The sequence below is a fragment of the Micromonospora sp. NPDC049645 genome (assembly GCF_040675155.1).
In the GTDB taxonomy this organism is placed as follows: Bacteria; Actinomycetota; Actinomycetes; order Mycobacteriales; family Micromonosporaceae; genus Micromonospora.
Window position 1 is genome coordinate 218,708 of the sequence record NZ_JBFAOI010000006.1, and the last position, 19,563, is coordinate 238,270.

At 70.3% G+C, this 19,563-nt stretch carries 15 protein-coding genes and 2 tRNA genes; 9 read left to right on the plus strand and 8 right to left on the minus strand.

Annotated elements, in window-relative coordinates:
* Nucleotides 1–291 precede the first annotated feature (291 nt).
* Complete coding sequence (locus AB0J33_RS16525; protein WP_363614298.1) at nucleotides 292–3,372, minus strand: BTAD domain-containing putative transcriptional regulator; 3,081 nt, start codon at nucleotides 3,370–3,372, stop codon at nucleotides 292–294.
* 95 nt (nucleotides 3,373–3,467) lie between these two features.
* Here AB0J33_RS16525 and AB0J33_RS16530 point away from each other — a divergent pair, with 95 nt between their 5' ends.
* From AB0J33_RS16530 to AB0J33_RS16555, 6 genes are all read left to right on the plus strand, one after another.
* On the plus strand, nucleotides 3,468–4,649 hold the full coding sequence (locus AB0J33_RS16530) for a hypothetical protein (RefSeq protein WP_363614299.1): 1,182 nt from the start codon (nucleotides 3,468–3,470) through the stop codon (nucleotides 4,647–4,649).
* The gene (locus tag AB0J33_RS16535; RefSeq protein ID WP_363614300.1) at nucleotides 4,646–5,338 is read left to right on the plus strand and encodes a serine hydrolase; all 693 of its coding nucleotides are present in this window, start codon (nucleotides 4,646–4,648) and stop codon (nucleotides 5,336–5,338) included. The genes AB0J33_RS16530 and AB0J33_RS16535 overlap by 4 nt, the downstream gene beginning before the upstream one ends.
* 403 nt (nucleotides 5,339–5,741) lie before the next feature.
* Nucleotides 5,742–6,536, plus strand: a complete 795-nt coding sequence (locus tag AB0J33_RS16540; RefSeq protein ID WP_363614302.1) for an ABC transporter ATP-binding protein — start codon at nucleotides 5,742–5,744, stop codon at nucleotides 6,534–6,536.
* On the plus strand, nucleotides 6,536–7,882 hold the full coding sequence (locus tag AB0J33_RS16545; protein WP_363614304.1) for an FtsX-like permease family protein: 1,347 nt from the start codon (nucleotides 6,536–6,538) through the stop codon (nucleotides 7,880–7,882). Before AB0J33_RS16540 ends, AB0J33_RS16545 begins: the two co-directional genes overlap by 1 nt.
* Nucleotides 7,879–9,129: a histidine kinase gene (locus AB0J33_RS16550; RefSeq protein WP_363614306.1), complete on the plus strand. Its 1,251-nt coding sequence runs from the start codon at nucleotides 7,879–7,881 to the stop codon at nucleotides 9,127–9,129. Before AB0J33_RS16545 ends, AB0J33_RS16550 begins: the two co-directional genes overlap by 4 nt.
* Nucleotides 9,117–9,788: a response regulator transcription factor gene (locus AB0J33_RS16555; protein ID WP_363614308.1), complete on the plus strand. Its 672-nt coding sequence runs from the start codon at nucleotides 9,117–9,119 to the stop codon at nucleotides 9,786–9,788. Before AB0J33_RS16550 ends, AB0J33_RS16555 begins: the two co-directional genes overlap by 13 nt.
* A 324-nt stretch (nucleotides 9,789–10,112) precedes the next feature.
* On the opposite strand, the gene AB0J33_RS16560 is transcribed toward AB0J33_RS16555, so the two are convergent.
* The 3 genes from AB0J33_RS16560 to AB0J33_RS16570 all read right to left on the minus strand — a co-directional run bounded on the left by AB0J33_RS16560 (nucleotide 10,113) and on the right by AB0J33_RS16570 (nucleotide 13,193).
* A complete protein-coding gene (locus AB0J33_RS16560; protein WP_363614310.1) occupies nucleotides 10,113–11,531 on the minus strand; it encodes an amidohydrolase family protein in 1,419 nt (472 codons plus the stop codon).
* A gap of 110 nt (nucleotides 11,532–11,641) precedes the next feature.
* Complete coding sequence (locus AB0J33_RS16565; RefSeq protein WP_363614312.1) at nucleotides 11,642–12,004, minus strand: hypothetical protein; 363 nt, start codon at nucleotides 12,002–12,004, stop codon at nucleotides 11,642–11,644.
* A gap of 352 nt (nucleotides 12,005–12,356) precedes the next feature.
* Nucleotides 12,357–13,193 carry an NmrA family transcriptional regulator gene (locus AB0J33_RS16570; RefSeq protein ID WP_363614627.1) on the minus strand — a complete coding sequence of 279 codons (837 nt, stop codon included), beginning with the start codon at nucleotides 13,191–13,193 and terminating at the stop codon, nucleotides 12,357–12,359.
* A gap of 81 nt (nucleotides 13,194–13,274) precedes the next feature.
* On the opposite strand from AB0J33_RS16570, the gene AB0J33_RS16575 reads away from it, so the two are divergent.
* The gene (locus tag AB0J33_RS16575; RefSeq protein WP_363614314.1) at nucleotides 13,275–14,216 is read left to right on the plus strand and encodes an AraC family transcriptional regulator; all 942 of its coding nucleotides are present in this window, start codon (nucleotides 13,275–13,277) and stop codon (nucleotides 14,214–14,216) included.
* Between the two features lie 551 nt (nucleotides 14,217–14,767).
* On the opposite strand, the gene AB0J33_RS16580 is transcribed toward AB0J33_RS16575, so the two are convergent.
* Nucleotides 14,768–15,172: a hypothetical protein gene (locus AB0J33_RS16580; protein WP_363614316.1), complete on the minus strand. Its 405-nt coding sequence runs from the start codon at nucleotides 15,170–15,172 to the stop codon at nucleotides 14,768–14,770.
* A gap of 402 nt (nucleotides 15,173–15,574) precedes the next feature.
* Nucleotides 15,575–15,650, minus strand: a tRNA-Lys gene (locus AB0J33_RS16585).
* Between the two features lie 186 nt (nucleotides 15,651–15,836).
* Here AB0J33_RS16585 and AB0J33_RS16590 point away from each other — a divergent pair.
* Nucleotides 15,837–17,102, plus strand: coding sequence for an Ig-like domain-containing protein (locus AB0J33_RS16590; RefSeq protein WP_363614318.1), 1,266 nt, complete (start codon nucleotides 15,837–15,839; stop codon nucleotides 17,100–17,102).
* 254 nt (nucleotides 17,103–17,356) lie between these two features.
* Entirely contained in the window at nucleotides 17,357–18,649 is a 1,293-nt protein-coding gene (locus AB0J33_RS16595) for an Ig-like domain-containing protein (RefSeq protein ID WP_363614320.1), read from the plus strand.
* A gap of 115 nt (nucleotides 18,650–18,764) precedes the next feature.
* Here the strand turns inward: AB0J33_RS16595 and AB0J33_RS16600 are convergent.
* Nucleotides 18,765–18,837, minus strand: a tRNA-His gene (locus AB0J33_RS16600).
* A 114-nt stretch (nucleotides 18,838–18,951) separates the two neighbouring features.
* Nucleotides 18,952–19,548, minus strand: coding sequence for an oligoribonuclease (gene orn / locus AB0J33_RS16605; RefSeq protein WP_363614322.1), 597 nt, complete (start codon nucleotides 19,546–19,548; stop codon nucleotides 18,952–18,954).
* Nucleotides 19,549–19,563 lie beyond the last annotated feature (15 nt).

Here is a 19,563-nt window from a genome sequence, read left to right on the forward strand (position 1 = left end):
AGAGTGTCCGAAAGCGTGCGAGACCATACCAGTCGACGCTCGACTATCGTGGTTTCCACACAATGCCGTCACATATCGGCGCTGCTCCTGTTGCGGGGCTGATTGACGGGCTGTCTGACCACTGGGGTTGGCAAACGGTACGCCGAACGGCTACACCGGTAACCGGTAAGGCTGCTCTACGGGAACGGAGCGTTCGCAAACCCGTCGTCGTCGCGTCCGGTCCGGGGTGGCCCGGCAGCAGCCGCTCACGTGCTCGGCGGTGAACTCGCGCGGGTCGTGCCGAGGATCCGCTCAGTTGCCACGTGCGGCGGCCAGTTCACCCATTGCCTCCCGGTACCGAACCTGCGCCCGCTGCGCCTCACCGTGCCAGCCGTGCCCGGTGAGCAGCTCGATCAGTGTGGTGTGCGCGTTCTCGTCGTACGGGTCGAACTGCAATATCTGGTAGAGGAAGCCGACGGCGTCCGCGGTGTCCCCGCCGTCTCGGGCCAGGTCCACCAGGGCCCGTAGTACCCGCAGGTAGGTGGCGCGCGCCTCCTCCCGTACCGGCACGGCCCAGTCGTCGTACGGCTCGTCGCCGAGGAAGTCACCGGTGTAGAGGCGCTGCGCGTCGTCGAGCACGGCTCGCGCCTGGCCGGTCCGGCCCTCCCGGTGCAACCGCAGGCCGTGCTCGACCGCGAGCAGGAAGTCCTCCAGGTCGATGTCGATCCGGACCGTGTCCAGCGCGACGCTGCCCTGTGCCGAGAGCAGGAAGTGATCCGCCGGCATCCGCTTCTCCGGGTCGAGCGAGCCGCGTACGGTGGACAGTGCCACGGACAGCCGGTGGCCCACCTTGGCCGGGTTCTCGTCCGGCCACAGCATCTCGCCCAACTCCTCGCGCGGCACCGGCCGGCCGCGCCGCGCCACCAGGATCCGCAGCAGGTCCCGTGCCTTGCGCGACTGCCAGGTCACCACCTCCCCCGCGCCGCTGGTCACCTCGAACCGCCCGAACGTCCGCACCGCCAACCGGTAGGGCGGGGTGCCGGCGGGCGTCCACTCCACACCGCTCAAAGCCAGTCGGGCGGCGGCGAGCTTGCCGGCGATCCGGTCGTCGGTCGAGGCGCCCGGCAGGACGCCGAGCGCGGCGCGTACCCGGTCCGCGTCGAGGGTGGCCTCGGCTGCCTCCCACAGGGCGAGCGCCTCCCGCCAGGCCCTGCGGGCCGCCGCCGGACTGGTCGCGGCGCTGCCCATCAACTCCAGCGCCTCCGGCAGCAGGGCCCGCTCCTGTAGGCGTCGGGCCGCCTGGGCCGCGAGGCCGGCCAGTTCGGCCGCCTGCTCCGCGTCGCCCGTGGCCAGCCGGGCCCAGCCCAGGGCGAGGTTGGCGACCGTGGAGGTGGGCTCGGCCGCCAGGGCGCGGTCCGCGTACCCGAGCGCGGCCTGCGGGTCCCTGGCCGCTACCAGCCGGGCCAGGCCGGCCAGCGCCGGCACCAGCGCCTGGCGGTCGCCCGCCGCCTCGGCGATCTCGACCGTCTCCTCGTACGCCGCGCCCGCCTGCACGACGCGTCCCCGCCGCCGGTGGATCCCGGCCACGCCGAGCAGCGGGTACGCGACCATCCGGGAGCCGGTACGCCGATACAGCCAGACCGATCGCTCGAACACGGCCAGCGCCTCGTCCAGTCGCCCCAGTCCGACCAGCGCCTCGCCCTCGTTCACCAGGGCCAGCGCGTGCATCGGTACGTGGCCGATCTCCTCGGCCAACCGGGCGCCCGGACGGGCCTCGGCCAGCGCTTCGGCGAACCGCGCGTCGTCGATCAGACGCGACGCGCGATTGGACCTGATCCGGGTCACCTGCACCGCGTCGCGAGCCTCCTCCGCGTAGGCCAGGGCCCGCTCGTAGTGCTCGCCATTACCCTGTGGGTCGCCGGCCAGTTTGGCGTGCAGGGCTCGGGCCACGTGCGCGGCGGCCAGCGCCCCCGGCTCGTTGGCACGGGCCGCCGCCCGCATCGCGGCGTCGGCCGCCACCGTGCACGCCGGCAGGTCCCCGAGCAGCCAGTGCACGGTCGCGGTCCACGAGTACAGCCTGGCCAGGTCCGCGTCGGCGGGGACCCGGCCGCCGGCGGCCGGGTCGGTGCCGGATGGGTCGGTGCCGGATGGGTCGGTGCCGGATGGGTCGGCGTCGCTGGCTGGTCCGGTACCGGCGACACTGCCGGCCGGGTCATCGTCGGGGTCGGGCACCGCCGCGTGGCGGAACACCTCCAGCGCCGCACGCGGGTCCCCGCTGAGGTAGTGCAGGCTGCCCAGCCGCCAGGCGAGCGCCGGGTCGACCGGGCCGGACCGCTCGGCGCGTTGCTCGGTCAGCATGCGCAGCGCCGCCGCGCTCTCGCCCGTGGTGTACAGCGCCTGGGCGTGCAAAAGCCGCAGCGGCTCCGGCCGCCGCGCGGGGGGCAACTCCTCGGTGGCCTGGATCACCGTCGCCGCACCACCGACCGCGAGCACACTTTCGCCACGGCTGGCGAGCAGTTCCACCGCCTCGTCGGTGCGGCCGACGGAGCGCAGCGCCCGTACCGCCGCCAGCGGCAGGTCGTGTCCGGCGTACCAGCCGGCGGCCCGGCCGAGCACGTCGCGTCGCCGCCGGGGGCGCAGGAACGTGGCAAGCAGCGGTACCACCCGGAAGTGGCCGGGTTCGCCGGCGACCCGCAGCAGCCCGGCGCGGCGCAGCGCGTCCACCGTGGTCGCCTCGTGGCCCAGTTCGACCGCCAGGTCCACGGTGAGCGGGTCCAGTTCAGCCGCGTCGGTGAGCAGGGCCATCTCGGCCGGGGAAAGGCTGTCCAGCACCTCCGCCCCGAGGAAGTCGGCCAGCGCGGTGTCCGGCGCGGTGAGCCAGTTCAGCAGGGCACGTTCCGACCCGGGCCGGTCCGGCCGGGTCATCGCCTGGCCGGTGAGGTGGACCAGCGCCGGCCAACCACCCGTCCAGCGCCAGACGGGATGGCCGTCGCGGGCCCCGTACTCGTGCTGGAGCAACGCCTCGACCTGGGGCCGGCTCAACGCCAGCTCCTCCGGCCCCAGCTCGGCCAACAGGCCCCGGGCCCGCCACCTGGCCAGTCCGCCAGCCGCCGGGGTACGTCCGACCACCACCAGCCGACACTGGGCGGGCAAACTCTCGGCGAACGCCACCGCACCGGCCGGATCGACCCGCTCCACCTCGTCGGCGACCAGCCACAGTGGCTCCGTGGTGGCCACCGGTACAGCCTCCGACCTGGTGAGCAGCGACGCGTCGTGCCAGCGCACCGCCACGCCGCGCAGCCGGTCCCGTACCGCGGTGGTCTTGCCGAACCCGGCCGCGGCCGTGACCAGGGTGCACCGCCGGGACAATCGACGGTCGGCGCTGAGCTCCATCCACATCCTCTTCCGCTGTGTCGGCTCCCCAACACCGACCTTTGAGAATAGTTTGAGGCACCTTGAGGATCCGTCGGGAAGCTCATCCCATGCGAATGACGAAACTCCTGACCGCAGCACTCACCACCGCCCTGACCGCCGCCGGCCTCGTGGTCTGCCTCGCCACCCCGGCCGCCGCCGCGCCGGTGACCGACCCGGAGCGCTACTCGGACAGCCCGGTCGGCTTCGGCTGGTACCTGTCGGCGAGCAAGGCCACCATCAACACCTGGGCCAACCAGTACGGCATGCGGGTCACCGGCATCGAGGTGAACGGGCCGGACAACTACACCGCGGTCCTGGTCCACAACTCCGGCACGTACCAGCGCGGGCTGTCCGGCAGCGCGTCTTGGACCACCGACGAGACGGTCGACACACTGCTGGCCAAACTGGGCGACAAGCGCCTGCTCGACCTGGAGCGATACGTGGTGAACGGGCAGACCCGGTTTGCCGCCGCCTGGGTGGACAACCCGGCGAACAACTGGCACAACTACAAGTGGTACGTGAACAGCACGGAGAGCTACATCAACGCCCGGTTGGCCGAGCTGGGCGGCCGGATCATCGACATCGACCATGTCTCCGGTGACCGGTACGACGTGGTGATGATCCCGAACACCGGGGTGGACCAGAAGCAGTCCTGGACCCTGTTCGGCAAGACCATGGCCGAGATCGGCGACGCGCTGGCCCAGCACGACGCCCGGCTGGTCGACGTGGAACGGCACGCCGACGGCACCTGGTCGGCGGTGATGGTCAAGACCGACCTGCCCTACTGGTCCTGGCACCCGAACGCCTCCGCGCAGCAGGTGCTGGAGATGCAGGCGAACAAGGGCCTGCGCCCGATCCACCTGAAGTCGTTCGTGCAGAACGGCGAGACGCGCTACTCGGCGATCTTCGTGGACAACCTGGACCCGGTGTCGATCAAGGCGCGTGACGCGTTGGAGGACGCCATCGGCAACAACCTGCCCAAGCGCGGCTTCTACCTGAAGTCGGTCGACGGCAACACCCACAACTGGCTCAACGCCGACGTCAAGTTCGAGCCGGCGAGCATGCTCAAGGCCCTGCACCACGTGCACGCCATGCGCCGGGTCCACCTGGGCACCGAAGCCCTCGGCAACTCGGTGACCTGGTACCGGAACCCGAGCGCCCCGCTCAACGGGGGGCTCTGCGCGTACCAGGACAACGGCACCCCGATCACCACCCAGCCGGTCGCCGACACCCTGGAGGCACACTCAAGGGCATGATGGAGCAGTCGGACAACCGCATGACCGACGCCATCTACAACCGGTACGGCTCGGCCGCGCTGAACGGCACCGCCGACACCCTCGGCATGGCCGACACCCAGCTCAACCACCGGATCGGTTGCACCTGGGAGGCGGCTGGGCAGGTAAAGGCGTCCAACGAGCTGACCCTGGCCGACGCCGGCAAGCTCTACGAGGCGGTGTACCGGGCGAACTCCCCGTACCTGGGCACCGGTGTCGCCCGCGACAAGTTCACGGAGCTGGCCGACCCCGGTACCTGGATCTTCTCCAGCGTGCTGAAGCAGGAGGCCGATGCGCTCGGCATGAGTGTGACCGACCGCAACGCCTTCGCGGCGAAGATGTGGGGCGCGTTCAAGCCGGGCGGGTACGCCAACGCCGCCGAGGGCGCGACCTGCAACGAGAGCGGCTGCACCGCGCTGCTCATGCGCACCACCGGCGGAGGAATGGTCTCGCTGCCGTACCGGAGCTTCAACGGCGTGGAGACCGAACGGAAGTACGTCTACGGCGCCTTCATCGACGGGGCGATCGACTGCGGCCTGGGCTCGTCGACGGACTGCAGCCAGGAGTCGGCGGCAATGTTCCCGGCGGTCCAGGCGAGCATGGCCGAACTGCTGCGCCCGCACCTGAAGTCCGCACTGGCCAGCTTCATGCCACAGCGCGCGGGCAACTGACCCGCCCGGTACCACCGACCCGGATCGCGTGACCACCACTTGTGGTCACGCGATCGGTCGTTTCCGTCCCAGACGCCACAGCCCGGGCCGGAACCGGCCAGCGCGAGCCGGGGCCGGACGGGTCGAAGACCATCCCGGGCGGTGCCGGTCGCCTCGGAAGCGGCAATCGGGACGTCCGGTTCCCCCACCGTCCCCCCGATCGCCGACCGGCCGATGGAGGAGCGAAGCGTGCCAGCCGACTCCACCTGGCGCTGGGACAGCACACCGCGGTCATAGGGGAATCCCGGCCCGAACGTGGTGGGGTTATGCCTACCTCGCAGACACACCCTGCGCCCATCGACCGCGTGAGGAGGGTTCCATACCGTCGGTGGTGACCTTGACGTTCGAGTTCAGGAGGCACCTGATGACCCGCCTACTACTACCACCGTCGTGGTCGACGGCTGCGACCACGAACTCGCTCGAGGTGCGCGCGTTGACCCGCACCTACGGCGAGGGCGCCGGCGCGGTGGCCGCCCTGGCGGGCGTCGACCTGGCCTTCCCGCGCGGCACGTTCACCGCCGTGATGGGCCCGTCGGGGTCGGGCAAATCGACGTTCCTGACCCTCGCCGCCGGGCTGGAGCCGCCCACATCGGGCCGGGTACTGATCGAGGGTGAGGACGTCACAGACTGGGACGAGGACGCCCGTACCCGGCTGCGCCGGGAGCGGGTCGGGTTCGTCTTCCAGGCGTTCCACCTGATGCCGTATCTGACGGCGGCGAAGAACGTCGAGTTACCGGTGCGGCTCGCCGGGCGACGTCCCAACCGGGCTCGGGTCGCAGACCTGTTGAAGCACGTCGGCCTCGCCGATCGGGCCGGCAACCTGCCGGCCGCGCTGTCGGGCGGCCAGCAGCAGCGGGTGGCGATCGCCCGGGCGCTGGTCACCGATCCGGCCGTGATCCTGGCCGATGAGCCGACCGGGGCGCTCGACTCACGCACGGCCGGTTCGGTGCTCGCTCTACTGCGGGCGTGCGTGGACGCGCTCGGCCAGACGGTCGTGATGGTCACCCACGACCCGGTCGCGGCGGCGTTCGCCGACACGGTGGTGTTCCTGGTCGACGGACGCCTGGCCGGCCGGATGGACCGCCCCACGGCCGAGGCCGTGGCCGGCCAGATGGCACGCCTCGACGAGTTGGTGCCGTTTGGGGCGGTGACGGTCTGATGGGCGGCTACACGACGAAGCTGGCGCTGCACTCGCTGCGGCACCGCCTGACCGCGTTCACGGCCACCTTCATGGCCGTGCTCCTCGGCACCGCGGTGATCGGCTCGTTCGCCACGCTGGTCGAGACGGCCACCGGCCCGATCCCGTCCGCCGACGCCGAGACGCTGATGATCATGGGCGCTGTGGTCGGTGGATGGGGTGCCCTGATCGTGCTGTTCTCGGTGGCGTCGACCGTTGGCATCACCGTGACCCAGCGTGACGCCGAGATCGGGTTGCTGCGCACGATCGGCGCCACCGCCCGGCAGGCCCGCCGGCTCGTGCGCGCCGAGACGCTCGCGGTGTGCCTGGCCGCCTCGGTCGCCGGGGCACTGGTCGCTTTCGTCACCGGACGCGCCCTGCTCGCGGCGGTCGAGTCGAGCGGTCTGATCGACAACGCCGACTACAGTGGCGGGGTGCTGTCGCTGGGGATCACCGTGGGCGGCGTGCTCCTCGTGTGCCTCGCCGCAGCCGGGATCGCCGGCCGGCGCGCCACCCGGGGCCCAGCCTCGGTCACGCCCGGCGAGGAACGCGCCGACGCCGGCCGGATGCGCTGGTGGCGGGTGGCCGGCGCAGTCGCCTTGATCGCCTACGGCGTGTCGATGGCGATCGTCACCGTCACCGTGACGAAGAACTCCGACGACCCGTACGACGCGATGCTGACGTCGGGCTCCAACTCGATCCTGGTCGGCGTCGGCCTCGCCCTGCTGGCGCCGGTGCTGCTGCGCTGGGGATCGTTCGCCCTCCGGCCGGTGCTCGGGCGGCACGGCGCCGAGGCGCACCTCGCGCGCTACAACACGTTCCGCCGGGCGCACCTGCTGGCCGGCGTGCTCGGCCCGGTGATCGTGCTCACGTCGTCGGCGGTCGGCACACTGATGGCGGTCGGCACGGATGGGCGCACGCTGCCCGCCGGCGGATCGGACGACGCCGACACGATCACGCTGCTCAACAACGTCGTCGTCGGCATGCTCAGCCTGTTCGCCGCGATCATGGTGGTCAACGCCTTCGCCGCGGCGATCGCCCACCGGCGTACCGAGCTGCGCCGCCTACGGTTGCTCGGGGCCACGCCCACCCAGGTCGAGCGATCAATCGTGGCGGAGGCAACCGTCGTCGCCGCGGTCGGTGTGGCGCACGGGCTGATCGCCTCGCTCGCCACGATCATCCCGTTCGGGATCGCCCGCGACGAAGGGGTCGTACCCGAAGGTCAGCTCTGGCTGCCGCCTCTGCTGGTGGCCGGCGTCGTCGGCCTCACGCTCGGAGCGGCCCGCGGCGCAGTGCGCCGGGTCGCCCGGTCCGAGCTGGCCGCGTGACGGCGGCAACCGGCCGCCGGGTACGCCTGCTCGCGCCAATCGCGAGCATCCGGCCGGGGCCGGTCGACACGCATGCGCTGGTCGACCGGCTCCGGCTGACGCTCGTGTCGGCCGGGTACGCGCTGGCCGCCGCCCCGGCACTGGCCCTGGCGATCGTGCTCGTCCTGTCCGTGCCGCTCGGGCTGATCAGCGTCGGCTTCCCCCTCGCCCTGGCCGCCGTGCCGGCGGCCGCCGCACTCGCCGGTGTGCACCGGCGGGTCAGCGGTGCCCTGCTGGACACCGAGATCCCGGCCTCCTACGCCGACACGTCCGACCGCAGCCCGCTCGGCCGGCCCGTACGCTGGCTGCGCGACGGCGCCCGGTGGCGCGACGTCGCCTTCGTGTGCTTCTCCGGCACAGGCGGATTCGCCATGTCGCTCCTGCCGCCGGTCCTGCTGGCCGCCCCGGTCCCGTATATCGTCGGGACGATCATCGACCCCGGCTGGCTGTGGGTGCTGCTGGACGGTGCCAGCGGGCTCGGCCTGCTCGTGTGGTGGGTCGTCACCCCGCCGCTGGTGCGCGCCCGAGCGATGACCGAGCGGGCGATCCTCGGCGGGTCACGCCTGGCCGAGCTGGAGCGCCGGGTCGAGCAGGTGATCGAGTCGCGCGGCGAGACGCTCGACCTGTCGGCCGCCGAGATCCGCCGCATCGAACGCGACCTCCACGACGGCGCGCAAGCCCGGATGGCGGCGGTCGGGATGACCGTCGGCCTCGCTGGCAAGCTCGTCAGGAGTGACCCCGACGCCGCCGTGGCCCTGCTCGACGAAGCCCGCCAGACCACGCTCGACGCGCTCGGCGACCTGCGCTCGGTCGTACGCGGCATCCACCCACCCGTGCTCGCCGACCGCGGTCTCGCCGGCGCGATCGAGGCGCTCGCCCTGCCGATCCCGCTCCCGATCACCGTGTCGGTGACCGTCACCGAGCGGCTTCCCGACCCTGTCGAGTCTGCCGCCTACTTCGCCGTCGCCGAATGCCTCGCCAACACCGTCAAGCACTCCGGAGCCACCCGCGCCTACGTGCGTGGCTCCCACGACGGCACCCGGCTGCGGCTCGCTGTCGGCGACGACGGCTGCGGCGGCGCCGACCCGACCGGCTCCGGACTGACCGGCATCGCCCGGCGGCTGGCCGCCTTCGACGGCACGCTCACCGTCGACAGCCCAACCGGCGGTCCCACCGTAGTGACTCTGGAAATCCCATGCCCGACATAGCCGAGTCCGGGATCACGCTCCGGGCAGTCGTGGCGGAGGACCAGGCACTCCTGCGGGTCGGCCTGACCCGCATCCTCGAAGCCGGGGGCATCGTCGTCGTCGAAGCCGTCGAGGATGCGGGTGCCCTGGCGACCGCGCTCACCCGCGACGACGTCGACGTGGCGATTGTCGACGTACGCCTGCCTCCCACGCACGCCACTGAAGGCCTCCAGGCGGCGATCGCGGCCCGCGCGGCCCGCCCCGGCTTCCCCGTCCTCGTGCTCAGCCAATGGGTCGAACCGCTCTACGCCCGCGACCTGCTCGCCTCCGCGGAGGGCGCCGTGGGCTACCTGCTCAAGGACCGCGTCGCCGACGTCGACGCATTCGTCGCAGCCGTCCGCCAGGTTGCCGGCGGCGGCACCGTCCTCGATCCCGAAGTCGTCGCCGGGCTTGTCAGCCGCCGCGTCCGCCCGCTCGACCGGCTCACGCCGCGCGAGCGCGAGGTGCTCACCCTGATGACCGAGGGCCGCTCCAACACCGCGATCGCCGACCGCCTCGTGGTCACTGAAAAGGCCGTCGGCAAGCACATCACCAACATCTTCACGAAACTCGACCTCCCACCCGCTCCCGACGACAACCGCCGCGTCCTCGCCGTCCTTGCCTGGCTCAACGCCAGCTGACCCGCACGCCCACCGATGCCCGGCAATCGGGTGCACTCGCGCGAGCAGCGACCCACGACCTACGCGCCGTTCGTAGCCGAGTCGGCGGAGCCCGACCACACCGACACCAGCAAGGTGATGCGCCGCTTCCTCGACGCCACCCCGGCTGGCGGACCGTGGTCCAGCCGCCCGCCGACGCCTCGGATCTCAACCCGACCGAGAGCGTGTGGTCACAGCCCAAACGCGACCTGGGCACGCTCGTCGCCGGCCCGCCGAGTGCAGTAACTGATCACTCCCTCGCGGTACGTACGTACCGCGAGGGAGTGATCAGAGTAGTGGCAGTGATCAGCGTGATCGGGCCATGCAGGGACAGCCCACCGTGGCGCGGGCATCGGCGGGGACATCCCTCGCCGCGGCCTCGACCTTGGTGAGCATGCGCTCCCGCTCCTCGGCCGAGATAAATCGACCCCGCACCACCACCGCCCGGATCCGCTGGGTGTTGCGGATGTCGTCGAGCGGGTTGGCGTCCAGCAGCACCAGGTTGGCTAGGTTGCCGCGGCGAATCGTCCCCTCGTGGTCCTGCCGGCCGAGGAATCGGGCCGGCTCGAGGGTCGCCGCTTGGAGCGCCTGCATGGGGGTGAGGCCCGCCCGCACGAGCAGCGCCAGCTCATCGTGCAAGGCGAACCCGGGAAAGCAACCAGGCGTGGCACTGTCGGTGCCCGCCAGCATCGGCACCCCGGCCCGGCGCATCTCGTCGACCAGCCGGAGCTGGCGGTCGAAAAGCTCCCGGTGCTGGGCAACCTCGGTCGGACCACGGCCGGCCGCGAACAGCTCGTCCAGCGCCCACCACCATTCCTCGGCCGTGGTGGCCGGCAGGTATTTAAGCCGCTCGTCGGTTCGCGACACCTCGTCGGGCATGGCGATCGCCCGCATTGCGATGAGGGTCGGGACCTGCCTGGACTGGTTGGCAACGAATTCCGCGAAGACCACGGCCGCCTTGTCGGGCTGATAGCTGTGCGCGGCCAGCCAGTTCAACGGATGCACCTGGTTGAACCAGCTGTTGTAGTCACCAGGCTCGATCTGGATCTCGGCGATCGCCCGGCGTATCTCCGCTTCCCGGCTGGAGGTCGAGTACCAGGTCCCCCACATGTGCTCGAGGCTGCGCTGCCCGGCCCGACTGGCCTCGGTGATGGGCACGTTGTCGGGGCAGTGTCCGACGAACGGGACTTGTTGGCGTCGAGCCTCGTCAACGACGGCGAAGTACGCCTCGGGAGACAGTCGTGAGTAGACCTTGACGAAGTCCGCACCGTCCCGGACGACCCGGCGGACCGCCGCTCGCGCCTCCCGTTCGTTGGTCACCTCGATGTACGAGACCGCGTTCAGGCCCGCCCACAGACCCGGAGCGCCGTCGATCAAAGGGCTCGCGATGATGGAGCGTGGGCCCAGCAGGCTGCCGGCCTCGATTCGATCCCGCCATTGGTGGAGATGGTCGGCTCCCGACATCTCGCGCACCGTTGTGATCCCGTTCGCGATGTACAACGGTGGGATGATCGCCTCGTGAACGTCGCTGTGGACGTGCATATCGCACAGACCCGGGATCAGGAACTTCCCCGTGCCATCGACGACCGTCGCACCAGGCGGGACGCGGACATTGCGCCGCCCACCCAGCCCGATGATCCGATCCCCTTGGACGACCACGGCTTGGTCTGGCCTTGACGGCCCCCCGGTGGTGTCGATCACCGTGACCCCGAGGAACGCAATCACGCTTCCCCTCGCCGCACCCGCCGGCGCCGATCGAGTCAGCCCTGTCACCGCGCCAGCGCCCGCGGCCAACCCGGCCCTGAGGACATTCCGACGAGAGATGCTGTGAAGCACTAATTCCTCCTCTGGGTAGATGCCATCACCGTCACCGGTCCCAGGACACCCGCCGGCGAGGGCACCGGCCCACCGACCTCCGCCACCTCCGAAAGCGGCACGCGCCGGGCCAACGCGTCCTGGATCGCGGCGCGCCCCTCGGGCCCGCCGGGGGTCACGAGCACGCCTTCGACCGGCGGCCGCTCGAGTCCTACCGCCTCCTGGAGTTCCTCAGCCCGGGCAAACTCGCTGAACTCTGCCTGCTTGTTCTCGACCATGCCATCCAGCACCACGGTGGTGGCGACAGAGGCGGGCCACAGACCGGTCGCCCACCATGGATGTCGGATGCGCCATCGAGCAACCCGGCTGTCGAATTCAGTCATGCCAGTCATGCTCGTCGAGGTCGGGCGTGACGTCAGTGGGCCTAGCCCCTGGAACGGAGGTGGGATTTACCCCACGGCGGGCGCTGCGGGTGAAGCTGGGGACGACGACCCGGCCGCAGGATCTGCCGGTCGCCGGGCGGCCGGTACGGCTGCTGGCGCGAGCGCCGCTGGTACCGCCCGACTCCGACCTGTCCCCGGAAGTCGTTCGCCGAGTAGGTCACGCAGGTCCTCCCCCGATCCAGGCTGACCAGCCGGTTACGGCAGGCGGCCGAGGTAGCAGTCGCCGACGCTGATCCTGGGCCCCCTTACTCCCACCGGTGCGTGCCGTAGCGCAACGGGACCTTAAGGCTGATCATCTAGTCGCGTCCCACACCCCGGTGGGGGCGATCTCGGCCACCCAGTCCGCGAAGTCGCGGGGCTTGCGGTTCAGGGCACGCTCGACGCCGTCGGCCAATGAGCTGTTCCGGCCGTCGAAGAACTCGGAGATCAGTGTGGCCAGCGGTTCGGCAAATTCGCGCGGGGCACCGTCATTGACGATCGCGTCGGCGAACTGCTCCCGGGTGATCGGCACGTAGCGGAGGTCACGGCCGGTTGCACGGGCGATCTCGGCGACGCCTTCCGCGAAGGTCCACAGTCGGGGACCTGTCAGCTCGTAGCGCTCGCCCGCGTGGCCGTGCTCGGTGATGGCCGCCACCACGACATCGGCGATGTCGTTGGCGTCGATGAACGGGTCGGCGTTGCCACCGGCGGGCAGGGCCAGCACACCGTGGCGCAACGGCTCGAGGAACACGCCCTCGTCGAAGTTCTGGTTGAACGAGGCCGAAGCGACGATCGTCCACTCGACCGGGAGGCTCGTCACGGCGTCCTCGCATCGGACGGCCTCGTCCTGGTTTCGGGCGGACAACAGGACCAGACGCTCAACGCCGGCATCGACCGCCAGCCGGGCCACGGCGGCGATGGCGTCGCTAGCGCCGGGCCATTCGACCTCGGGGTAATACATCAAGTAGGCCGCCTTGACGCCAGCCACCGCACCGGCCCAGGTCGAGGAGTCCTCCCAGTCGAACGGGGGCTCGCCGGCGCGGGAGCCAGCCCGTACCCTCACACCGCGCTCGATCAGCCTCCGGGTCACCCGGCGGCCGACCCGGCCAGTACCACCGAGGACCAACGTTGTGTGCTCGTTCGTTGTCATAGCTGAAGTTTGATGGGCACTCTTTGGACGGTCCATGGCTGAGATCACGGAACACATAATCGATCGTCTACTCTTGGTACGGTGGACGCACTCGCAGGGTTGCTTGAGGGGCCGCGCGCCAGCGGGGCTTTCCTCCTCCGCATCGTGCTGGACCCTCCGTGGTCGATCCGGGTCCAGGACGGGTCGCCGCTATGCCTCGCAGTCATGCTCAGCGGCGAGGCGTACGTCGAGCCCGGCCACGGCGAGCCGGTGCGGCTGCGCCCGGGCGACGTTGCCATCGTCCGTGGGCCGGACCCCTACGTGATGAGCGATGACACGGCGACACCGCCGCAGGTCATCGTGCACCCCGGACAGCAGTGCGTCACGCCCGAGGGCGTCGAGCTGCGCGAGCGGATGGCGCTCGGGGTGCGCACCTGGGGCAGCAACCCGCAAGGGTCGGTGCAGATGCTGCTCGGCGTGTACGAGGAGGTAGGAGCCGTCGGCCAGCGCCTGCTCGACGTGCTGCCGCCGCTGCTGGTCGTGTCGGACGACACCTGGGACTCGACGCTCATCCCGGTGCTCGCCAGCGAGGTCACCAAACAAGGCCCGGCTCAGGGCGTCATGCTCGACCGCCTGCTAGACCTCCTGCTCATCTCAGTGCTTCGGGTGTGGTTAGACCGGCCCGAGACTGAGGCCCCGGCCTGGTACCGGGCCCACACCCACCCGGTTGCCGGCGAGGCGCTGCGCCTGTTCCACGAGGACCCGGCGAACGACTGGACGCTGGCGCGGGTCGCCGCCGAGGTCGGCGTATCACGGGCGACACTGGCCGAATGCTTCCGCAACGCCGTCGGCACCCCACCGATGACATACCTGACCGAGTGGCGCCTGGCCCTCGCCGCCGACCTACTGCGCCAATCCGACGCCACGCTCAACGCCGTAGCTCGACAGGTCGGCTACGGCAGCGGGTTCGCCCTCAGCTCGGCATTCAAACGCGTGTACGGCATCAGCCCGCAGGAGCATCGCGGCGCCGCGCTGGCGCAGTGAACGCGGAAGCCAGGCCGGCCGGCGGCGTCCCGTCCGACAACCAAGTCAGCCGCACGCCGACTAAGGAGAGACGCCAGACTCGCCGCGGGGTCCGTGGCCGCTGAGGGGCGGCTCGAATGAAGCCGAGGGGTCCGTCCGCGTAGACGTTCAGCAGCAGGCGTGGTGTGGCCGCAGCCCAAAGCGAGACCTGATTCGAGGCCGTCCGCATGAAGCGGCGAACCAGCTCAAGCGTTGTCGAGCACGAACGCCCGCATGAGCTTGGCGCACTCGGCCGCGTGCGTCTCCAGCAAGAAGTGCCCGCCGTCGTAGATGTGCGCGTCCATGCGATCGAGGGCGCGGTGGTAGGCGAGGACCTCGTCAACATCGAAGTACGCGTCGCGTCGTCCCCACAGGACCAGCGCCGGCGGCTGGTGGGCCCGATGGTATTCGGCGATCTCATCGAAGCGGGCGACATGGCTGATCCCCTCAGCGCCGCTGACTCCAGCACCACGCCGCTGACTTCGTCAGGACCGGAGGGCTGGCGACGGCCAAGGAATCGTGAAGGGGTGCGGTCAGGATCCGACCTCGACAAGGCAACGTCTGCCGCCTTCGCCCGGCACCTGCCACACCTGCTCGTCCGGCCAGTGGCGATACAACAGCGGCCGCGTGGTCGTGGCGACAACGTTCGGCAGCGGCCCACGAAGCAGGTCGGCCTGCAGTCCTTCCTCCCGCTCGGCATCCTGCGCGATCAGCAGAACCGCCCCGACCGGCACCAGCCGATCCGCACGCCGGTAGTCGCCCAACAGTCCACCCAACCCTGACGCCGGCCGCTCGTACTCGGCGACAACGTCGCCGATCGGGCCACGATCGACGTGTACCAGGAACCGCAGACACCACCCGTCCTGCAGCCAGACGCCGTAGCCGTCGGCCCGAAGCTGCGCCAGGTCGTGCTGGCGCAACCACGCCGAAGTCTCCATCGTCGCCAACCACTGGAACAACTCGCACCGCCCCGGGTTGCGCCGCGACACCTCGACCAACGGCAGGGACAACAGGGCATCCGCCAGACCGGAGGACCGCTGACCCAACCGCAACGGAACCGGCCGACCCGACGCCGTCAGGGCGCGCCGGGGCACGTCGTCCCCTCGGCCGTGATCCCGGTCCGTCCTCCGCCGAGCGCTCGCGGCGCGCAGCCACACCAGATCCCGGTGAGCGGTCAGCCGCGACACCGCGCAGACAAGTCCACGTCCAGCGTCGACGCGGACCCATGCTCGGCCCGGTCCCAACGGCTCCCGAGCACCCCACCGAGCGACCACCCACCACCGCCGTACACGAAAAAGGCCCTGCCCCAGTGTGAACCACCAGGTCAGGACCTTGATCGTTGGTGCGCCGCCAGGGACTCGAACCCCGAACCCGCGGATTAAGAGTCCGCTGCTCTGCCAGTTGAGCTAGCGGCGCTCGTCGGCAACGGAGAGAACATTAGCACCCCTCCTGAGCGGGCTCCAATTCGGTTACCCGGGTCCCCCCTTCGGACGAGCTTTGCCGGCAAAAGCCCCAAACCAACCATCGCCACCAAGATCGGGGCGTGGGTTGCGGCGGCCATGCGGCACGATGTCCGCCAGGTACGCGAGAACAGAGGTGGGCATGGCACGGTTCACGCGAGCCGGGGCGGTGGTGGGCGCTCTGACTCTGGTGGCGTCGCTGGCACTGACTGGGTGCGGCGGCGGCGACGACAAGAAGCCGGAATTCGTTGGCGGGGCGTCATCGGACGCCAGCGCCTCCCCTGACTCAGCCGCACCGTCGACGCCGAGCGCGCCGAGCGGGCCGGCGCTCACGCTGAGCCCGACCGACGGCGCGAAGAACAGGCCGGTGAGCACGGAAATCAGCGCGAAGCTCCCGAGCGGCGGGAAGGTGTCCGCGGTCACCCTGACGGCGGACGGCGGCGGTTCGGTGGAGGGCAAGCTGCGCACCGATGGCTCGTCCTGGGTGCCGTCCGCCCCACTGAAGTACGGCACCCGTTACACGGCCACGGTGACGTCGACCGGGTCCGACGGTACGAGCAGCCAGGGCACCAGCAGCTTCACCACGATGGCCAAGCCGAAGTCGACAATCGGGTCCGGCCTGTACCTGTTCGACGACAAGAGCTACGGGGTGGCCATGCCGGTGGTCACCGAGTTCCACCCGGGCATCCCGAAGAAGGACCGGGCGGCGGTGCAGAAGCGGATGTTCGTCCGCACCGACCCGCCGCAGCCGGGCGCGTGGCACTGGGTCGACAACGGCACGCAGGCTTACTACCGGGCCCCGGAGTACTGGAGGCCGGGCACCACCATCACCGTGCGGATCGCGCTCGCCGGGATGCCGCTGAGCAACGGCAAGTACGGCGACATCGACCGCAAGGCCACGGCGAAGATCGGCCGGGCGTTCGAGATGAAGGTCGACAACGCCAACAAGAAGATGACGGTGCACGAGAACGGCGCGCTGATCCGCACCATCCCGGTGAGCCTGGGCAAGAAGAGCACGCCGTCGTCGAGCGGCACGATGGTCGTGATGGAGAAGAAGGAAGCCACGGTCTTCGACACCCGCGACGACCCGGACCCGGCCAACCGCTACGTGACTGACATCCAGTTCGCCCAGCGGCTCACCTGGGGTGGCGAGTACATCCATGCCGCGCCTTGGTCGGAGCACGTGCAGGGGCGGCAGAACGTCTCGCACGGCTGCGTGAACGTGTCGATGGCGAACGCCAGGTGGTTGTTCGACAAGACCCGGATCGGTGACCCGATCACGATCAAGGGCACCGAACGCAGGATCGCCGCCGGCAACGGCTGGACGGCGTGGAGCCTGAGCTGGTCGGAGTTCATCAAGGGCAGCGCGGTGCCGGTGCCCAAGGGTGGGTCGGGTCCGGCGATCTGAGCCGTCCGTCCGCCTGGTCGCGCCGGCCCGGCCGTTGGCCGGGCCGGCGCGTACCCTTGCATTCCCCGCCGTGCATGGACGGCGCGGCGACCCCTGAGTTTCGGTACGGAGATGAGCCAGGCTCACGAAACGCCGGATAGTAGCAGAATTCGGGCACTATTGGTGGCGTGTTTCGGTTCACCCTCGGCAACCGGGGCCGGCTCTGGCGCGTCAGTAGGAGACGATGGGGCAGCGACCACGACTGTGAGGGAATCATGCGAGCTAGCCAGGACCAGCTGATCAGGCCCGGTGGGCGACGCCGCGTGTTCGCGGCGGGGCTTCTCGCCGTGGCGCTGGCCTTCACCTCCGCCTGCACCGCCGGCGACGGCGGCAAGCCGTCCTCGTGGCACGGCGGCGGGGAGAACCCGGCACCGAAGGCGGCGGCGACGATCAGCGAGCCGGCGGCCGACGCCAAGGATGTGCCGGCGTCCACCGGCATCACCTTCACCACGAAGGACGCCGTGGAGACCGCCGTCGAGCTGAAGGACGCGGCCGGCAAGACGGTCGAGGGCGCCCTCGCCAAGGACGGCAAGTCGTGGTTGCCGGCCGGTGCCCTGGAGTACGGCACGAGCTACACGGCCACCGTCACCGCCACCGGCGACGACGGTCGTCCGGCCACCGCGACCAGCGCCTTCACGACCATGGCCAAGCCGGGCAACCAGGTACGCGTGAGCAGCTTCCTCGGTGACAACCAGGTGGTCGGCGTGGGCATGCCGCTGATCGTGAAGTTCAGCCGGGGCATCCCGGAGGACTACCGCGACGACGTGCAGCGACGGATGACGGTCACCTCGACGCCGGCGCAGGAGGGAATCTGGCACTGGGTCAGCCCCACCGAGATCCGCTACCGGCCGAAGGAGTTCTGGAAGCCCGACAGCAAGGTCTCCTACCGGGTGCAGGCCGGCGGTCTGCCGATGGGTGAGGGTTGGTACGGCCGCGCCGACCTCTCGGTGGACGTCAAGATCGGCGCTTCGCTGGTCATGACGGTGGACAACAAGACCAAGCGGATGACGGTGACCCGCAACGGCTCTGTGATCAAGACCATTCCGGTCAGCCTCGGCAAGAAGAGCACCCCGTCGTCGAGCGGCACCATGGTCGTGATCGAGAAGCTGCGCAAGACGGTCTTCGACACGTTCGAGGAGCTGGGCCCGGAGGAGGGCTACCGCACCAAGATTGACTTCGCGCAGCGGCTGACCTGGGGCGGGGAGTTCATCCACGCGGCACCCTGGTCCGAGGGCCAGCAGGGCAGCGTGAACGTCTCGCACGGCTGCGTGAACGTGTCGATGGCCAACGGCGACTGGCTCTTCAAGAACACCCAGATCGGCGACCCGATCACGGTAAAGGGCACCGAGCGCAAGTTGCAGAACGGCAACGGCTGGACGGACTGGAACATGAGCTGGGACGAGTACGTCAAGGGCAGCGCCCTTCCGTACGAGCCTCCCGCTGACCCGGACACCACCACCCCGGCTCCGGATGGGGCGGTCACCCCGTCTCCCACACCGACCGCCTGAGCCCGTCGGACGAGTGCCCCCTCCTCGGAGGGGGCACTCTCGCGTAGGCCCCTGCTTCGCCCCACAACGACTCAGGCCCCCTCCGAAGAGGGGGCCTGAGCAGTGAAACCAACTGGGTGACTGATGGGAATTGAACCCACGACAACCGGGACCACAACCCGGTGCTCTGCCAACTGAGCTACAGCCACCATGCCGCCGTCGCCCGGTCGATCGCTCCGGGCGGGGTGCGGACCAATAATAGCCACATCGCGGCGCGCCCCGTCCAGCGGGTTCCCTGGTCCCCGGTACGAGCCGGTCGCGGGTCAGAGTTCGGCGGCGATGGCCTTGGCGGTGTCGACATCCGGACCGGGCAGCGGAACGAAGAGCGTGCGCCGGTAGTACTCCAACTCGCGGATGCTCTCCCGGACGTCGGCCAGCGCCCGGTGCGCGAGACCCTTCTGCGGCTGACCGAAGTACACCCGCGGGTACCAGCGACGACACAGTTCCTTGATCGACGACACGTCGATCATCCGGTAGTGCAGGTGCGCGTCGAGGCGGGGCATGTCCCGGGCGATGAAGCCCCGGTCGGTGGCGATCGAGTTGCCGCACAGCGGCGCCGTACGCGGTTCCTTGACGAAGGTGCGGACGTAATCCAGGACCAGGTCCTCGGCCTCGGCGAGGGTGACCGCCGAGCGGCGGACCTCCTCGGTGAGGCCGGACTTTGCGTGCATCGTCTGGACGATCTCCGGCATCCCCTCCAGTGCCTCCTCATCGGCGTGGATGACCACGTCGACGCCGTCACCCAGCACGTTGAGGTCGGGATCGGTGACCAGTGCCGCAACCTCGATCAGTTTGTCCCTGCCGAGGTCCAACCCAGTCATCTCACAGTCGATCCAGACGAGGAGATCAGCCACCGGCACAGCCTACGCGCAGCC